Source organism: Mesorhizobium sp. M7A.F.Ca.US.007.01.2.1 (genome assembly GCF_003998165.1).
Classification (GTDB): Bacteria; Pseudomonadota; Alphaproteobacteria; order Rhizobiales; family Rhizobiaceae; genus Mesorhizobium; species Mesorhizobium ciceri.
Map to the genome: position 1 here is coordinate 1 of NZ_RZQP01000314.1, position 5,880 is coordinate 5,880.

The 5,880-nt window shown below is 64.6% G+C and carries 3 protein-coding genes and 2 pseudogenes; 4 read left to right on the plus strand and 1 reads right to left on the minus strand.

All coding sequences use genetic code 11. The features are described 5' to 3' along the window. Positions 1-783: pseudogene (locus EN949_RS32195) on the minus strand (mechanosensitive ion channel family protein); the annotation flags it as partial. Positions 784-1,023: 240 nt separating this feature from the next. Here EN949_RS32195 and EN949_RS32200 point away from each other — a divergent pair. From EN949_RS32200 to EN949_RS32215, 4 genes and pseudogenes are all read left to right on the plus strand, one after another. After that, positions 1,024-2,283, plus strand: a complete 1,260-nt coding sequence (locus tag EN949_RS32200; RefSeq protein ID WP_063170258.1) for a sarcosine oxidase subunit beta — start codon at positions 1,024-1,026, stop codon at positions 2,281-2,283. Positions 2,284-2,300: 17 nt separating this feature from the next. After that, complete coding sequence (locus tag EN949_RS32205; protein WP_027160522.1) at positions 2,301-2,597, plus strand: sarcosine oxidase subunit delta; 297 nt, start codon at positions 2,301-2,303, stop codon at positions 2,595-2,597. After that, entirely contained in the window at positions 2,594-5,587 is a 2,994-nt protein-coding gene (locus EN949_RS32210; RefSeq protein ID WP_063168221.1) for a sarcosine oxidase subunit alpha, read from the plus strand. The genes EN949_RS32205 and EN949_RS32210 overlap by 4 nt, the downstream gene beginning before the upstream one ends. Continuing rightward, positions 5,580-5,880, plus strand: a pseudogene (locus EN949_RS32215) (sarcosine oxidase subunit gamma); the annotation flags it as partial. The gene EN949_RS32210 and the pseudogene EN949_RS32215, both read left to right, overlap by 8 nt.

The window sequence follows — 5,880 nt, forward strand, 5'->3', positions numbered from 1 at the left end:
GACAGGCAGCAAGGTCGACCAGAAGGCCACCGAAAGGCGGCTGAGATAGGATGGGTCCTCATTGGTGGGGTCGGCTTCGAACACCCGCCCGAACAGACGCCTGCCGCCAACCAGCAGCACCAGCGCCAGCCCGAGCGCCACGAAGGTTGCCGCCAGGATCGCCTGGAACTTGAACTTGAAGGCAAAGCTCAACCAGGACGACACCGCCTTGTAGAGATTGCCGAACTCGTCGCGGGCGTCGGAAAACACCTGCGGGCTCAGCGCATCCGACAGCACGTAGCGCTTGGTCAAAAGATTGCGGAACAGCTCGCTGCGCATATTGCCGATCTTGTCGATCAGCCCGCTGATGCGGATCGACAGGTTCTGTGCGCTGGCAACGACCGCGTTGATCTCGGCCTTTTCCGATGCAAGCGCCTGACGCTCGCCCGTCACGATGTCGGGCTCCTGCGGCTGGCCCGCCGCCGGTGGAGGACCCAGCACCTCGATGCGATTGTTGATCTCGGTGAGCCGCGAGCGGAATACCAGCGCACTGGTGAGTGCCGCCCGCGACAGGTCCTCCAGCTGCAGACGGATCTCCACGAGTGAGGCATCGTCCTCACCGTCCTGCTGTATCTTCTTCTCGAGATCGTCCGTCTTGGCCGTTAGATCCTGGATGACCTTTTGCTGATCGGTGACCAAACCGGCCGAGCCCTGGCCGAGCGCTTGCGCCATCGCCTCAAACGAAAGCGGCGCCGAAACGACCAGCGTGAGTACCAGGATGAGACGAAGCAATCGGAAAAGCATGATTTGTTGGCGACTCATCGGCGGCAAAGGCAATTTGAAAGCCTGTCCTTGATAAAGACGGCCCTATCATGGGGCAAGCCGTCGTATCGCGAGCCCATCCGATCATTGGCCCCAACCGATCACTCACGCCGAGTGATCCCATCCCGGGCGTCGGCCAGTCGAAAGGCGATGGCGCAATATTGGCTTTGCGGATGCGGCCTGCTCTATAGTCTGCCGCATCGCCCGAACCGGATGACATCAATGGCAGAGTACTCGGCCTTTTCGCTGCTCGCGAACGCGCTCAAGGGAAACAAGGATTGGAAGCCGGCATGGCGCAAGCCTGACCCGAAGGCGTCCTATGACGTCATCATCATCGGTGGCGGCGGTCATGGGCTGGCGACCGCCTATTATCTTGCCAAGGAACACGGCATCACCAATGTCGCCGTTGTGGAAAAGGGCTGGCTCGGTTCCGGCAATGTCGGCCGCAACACCACGGCCGTGCGCTCGAATTATCTGCTGCCTGCCAACACCCGCTTCTACGAACACTCGATGAAGCTGTGGGAGAACCTGTCGCACGAGCTCAACTACAATGTCATGTTCTCGCAGCGCGGCTGCCTGAACCTGGCGCACACGCCGGCCCAGTTCGACGACTATGCAAGGCGCGGCAACGCCATGCGCCATCTCGGCGTCGATGCCGAACTGATGACGAAGGCTGAGATCAAACGCCTGATTCCGGCGCTCGATATCTCCGACAGCGCTCGCTTCCCGGTGGTCGGCGGCCTGATGCAGCGCCGCGCCGGCACCGCCCGCCACGATGCGGTGGCCTGGGGCTATGCGCGCGGCGCCGACAGGCGCGGCGTCGACATCATCGAAAATTGCGAGGTCACCGGCTTCCTGCGCGACGGCGACCGCATATCAGGCGTCACCACTTCGCGCGGCGACATCCGCGCCAGGAAGGTGGCCGTGGCGGTCGCCGGCAGCACCGGACGCGTCATGCAGATGGCCGGCATCGAGACGATGCCGATCGAGAGCCATGTGCTGCAGGCCTTCGTCACGGAATCGCTGAAGCCCTTCATCGACACGGTCGTCACCTTCGGCATGGGCCATTTCTACATGTCGCAGTCGGACAAGGGCGGCCTCATCTATGGCGGCGACATCGACGGCTACAACAGCTACGCCCAGCGCGGCAATCTGCCTGTCGTCGACGAGGTGATGAGTGAAATGCTGGCGTTGTTTCCGGGACTCGCGCGCGTGCGCATGCTGCGCTCCTGGGGCGGTGTTTGCGATATGTCGATGGACGGCTCGCCGATCATCACCGCCGGCCCCCTGCCTGGCATGTATCTCAACTGCGGCTGGTGCTATGGCGGCTTCAAGGCGACGCCGGCTTCCGGCTGGTGCTTCGCCTGGACCATCGCCAAGGACCAGCCGCACGACCTCAACGCGCCCTTCACGCTCGACCGCTTCCACCGCGGGCTGGTGATCGACGACAAGGGCCAGGGTGCAAACCCGCGGCTGCATTAGGCAATAGGTAGAGTCCAATGTTGATCACTTGCCCCTATTGCGGCCCGCGCGACGTCATCGAGTTCACCTATCAGGGTGACGGCAATCGTGAGCGTCCCGACCCCGCCTCGCAGAATTTCGAGGCGTGGAACGCCTATGTCTATGACCGGCTGAATCCGGCCGGCGACCACAATGAGATCTGGCAACATTCCGGCGGCTGCCGCGCGCATCTCAAGGTCGTGCGCAACACGCTGACGCATGAGATTTCCAGCGTTGCCTTTGCGCGGGGCGATCATGGGCCGGCCGCGCGCCGCAAGGCGGAGGACAAGGCATGAGCCCGCGCCGTGCCGACACCGGCGGCCGCATCGACCGGCTGAAAACCATCCGCTTCACCTTCGATGGCACGGCCTACACCGGCCATGCCGGCGACACGCTGGCGTCAGCCCTGCTGGCCAAGGGCGTCACGTTGTACGGGCGTTCGTTCAAATACCATCGCCCACGCGGCCTGCTCACCGCAGGCGTCGAGGAACCCAACGCGCTTGTGACGGTGCTGAAGGGCGAGGTTCGCGAGCCCAACATTCCAGCGACCATGGTCGAGATCCATGACGGGCTGGTTGCCATCAGCCAGAACCGCTTTCCCTCGCTTGCCTGGGACATCAACGCCGTCAACCAGCTCGGCGGCAAGATCCTGTCGGCCGGGTTCTACTACAAGACCTTCATGGGACCGGTGTTCGGCCCGCTCAAGGGCACGCGTTTCTGGATGTTCTGCGAACACTTCATCCGCCGCGCAGCCGGTCTCGGCAGTGCCGGATCGGCGAAAGACCCGGCCCGCTACGAACGCATGAACGCCTTTTGCGACGTGCTGGTCGTCGGCTCGGGGCCGGCCGGCCTGATGGCCACCAAGGCCGCCGCCGATCAGGGTGCGCGCGTCATGCTGGCCGATCTCGAGCCGCATTTCGGCGGTTCGGCCAACTGGTCCGAGGAAACGATCGATGGCGCGCCTGCCGCCGATTGGGCGCGGCGCACCGTCGCCCAGCTCGCAGGCCGCGACAATGTCCGGCTTCTGCCGCGCACCACGGTGTGGGGTTACTACGACAACAACACGCTTGCGGCGCTCGAACGGGTCAGCGACCACAAGGAGCACCCCGGCAAGGGCGAGCCGCGCCATCGCTATTGGGCGATCCGCGCCAAATCCGTGGTCCTGGCCACTGGTGCGTTCGAGCGGCCGCTCATCTTCCCCGGCAATGACCGGCCAGGCGTGATGCTGGCGCATGCCGCCGAGCGCTATGCCAACGAATTCGGCGTGCTGCCGGGCGAGCGGATCGCGTTGTTCACCAACAATGACAGCGCCTATCGGGCGGCTGTCGCCTTGAAGAAGGCCGGCGCCGCGGTCGTCGCCATCGCCGATGTCAGGCCGGAACTTTCGCCGGAGATGCGCAAGCTGGCCGCGGAAGCCGAGGCAGAGATCTTTGCCGGCCATGCCGTCGTCGCCACCGAAGGCGGCAAGGCGCTGTCCGGCCTCAAGCTGCAGCGCTTCGACATGGCCAATGGGGCACTCATCGGTGATGCACGCAGTATCCATGCCGATTGCCTGCTGATGTCCGGCGGCTGGTCGCCGACCATCCATCTGGCCAGCCAGGCCGGCGCCAAGGCGGAATGGAACGCCGCGCGGCAAGCTTTCCTGCCGCCAGAGCCGACACAGAGCTGGATCGGCGCAGGCGCCTTCACCGGAAGCTTCTCGACGGCCGAAGCCATCGCCGAAGGCCGCGCCGCCGGCCTCGCCGCCGCAGGCGGGCAGAGCACACCGTCCATGCTGCCGACCGTCGAAGCAGTGCCTGGCGATCCCGACCCCGCCCCGGTGTTCGAGATCAGGGCCAAGGGCAAGAGCTTTGTCGATTTCCAGCATGACGTAACGGCCGAGGACGTGCGGCTGGCTCACCGGGAAGGCTTTGTCTCGGTCGAGCATCTCAAGCGCTACACCACGCTCGGCATGGCGACCGACCAGGGCAAGAGCTCCAACGTGCCTGGCCTTGCCATCATGGCCGAGGCGCTGGGCAAGCCGATCCCCGAGGTCGGCACGACACGCTTCCGGCCGCCCTTTGCTCCGGTGTCGATCGGCTCGCTGGCTGCCGAGCGTTTTGGCGACCTGAAGCCAGAACGATTGACGCCGATGCATGACTGGCATCTGGCCAATGGCGCGACGATGTATTCCGCCGGCCTCTGGTACCGGCCGATGATCTATGGGCTTTCAGGCGAAACGGTCGAGCAGGCCTATGTGCGCGAAGCCAAGGCGACGCGCGAAAGCGCCGGCATCGTCGATGTCTCGACACTGGGTAAGATCGCGGTGCAAGGCCCTGATGCCGCCGCATTCCTCGACCGCGTCTACACCAACATGTTTTCGACGCTGGCCGTCGGCAAGGCCCGCTACGGGCTGATGCTGCGCGAGGACGGCCTCGCCTTCGACGATGGCACCACCTGGCGGCTCGGCGAGCAGGATTTTCTGATGACCACCACCACGGCCAACGCCGGCAAGGTGATGCAGCATCTGGAATATTTCCTCGACGTGATCTGGCCGGAGCTGAAAGTCCACGTCACCTCGGTGACAGACGAATGGGCAGGTGCCGCGATCGGCGGCCCGAAGGCCAGGCAGATCCTCGCCGCCTGTGTCACCGGCACGTCGGTCGACAACGCCACCTTGCCCTTCATGGGCATCGTGCGCGGCGAAATATCAGGCGTGCCGGTGATGATCTGCCGGCTGTCCTTCTCCGGTGAAATGGCCTTCGAGGTCTATTCCGGCGCCGGCCATGGCACCCATGTCTGGAAAGCGCTTGTCGAAGCCGGCAAGCCGTTCGGGCTGGTCACCTACGGTCTTGAGGCATTGGGCACCATGCGCATCGAAAAGGGCCATGTCACCGGCGCCGAGATCGACGGCCGCACCACGGCGCGCGACCTGCATCTCGACTGGATGCTGTCGAAGAAGAAGCCGTTCATCGGCTCGGCGATGATGGACCGCGAAGGCTTGATCGCATCGGACCGCCTCGAACTGGTCGGCCTGATCGCTCTCGATAACCGGCCGCTCAACGGTGGCGCCCACATCGTCGAGGAGGTTGACGAAGCCAATCCGCACGACTCCATCGGCCATATCACCGCCTGCTGCTATTCGCCGGCGCTCGGCAGACATATCGCGCTGGCGCTGGTCGAGGGCGGCAAGGCACGGCACGGCACGCGCGCCCACGTCTCCGATCCCTTGCGCAACCGGTTCGGACCGGTCGAGATCGTCTCCAACCACTTCTTCGATCCGGACGGGAGCCGCATGCATGGTTGAGCACCAATCCCCGCTTGAGCCGGAATTTCACGTCGGCTCGCACGGCAATTTCGAGCATGGCGTCGAGATCATCCTGACCGAGACGAGGCCGGGCTCGATCGTGCAACTCGCCGCCTGGCCCGGCGAGGAGAAGAGGCTGATCGCAGCCATCCGCACCGTCACCGGGCTGGCGCTTCCCGATGGCGCCGGCGGCGGAGTGAGCGACGGGGTCAAGTCAGTGTTCGGCTTCGCGCCGGGAAAGTTCACCGTTGCCGACGAGGCCGAAGGGCTGGCCGCTGCCTTTGCCAAGGTGG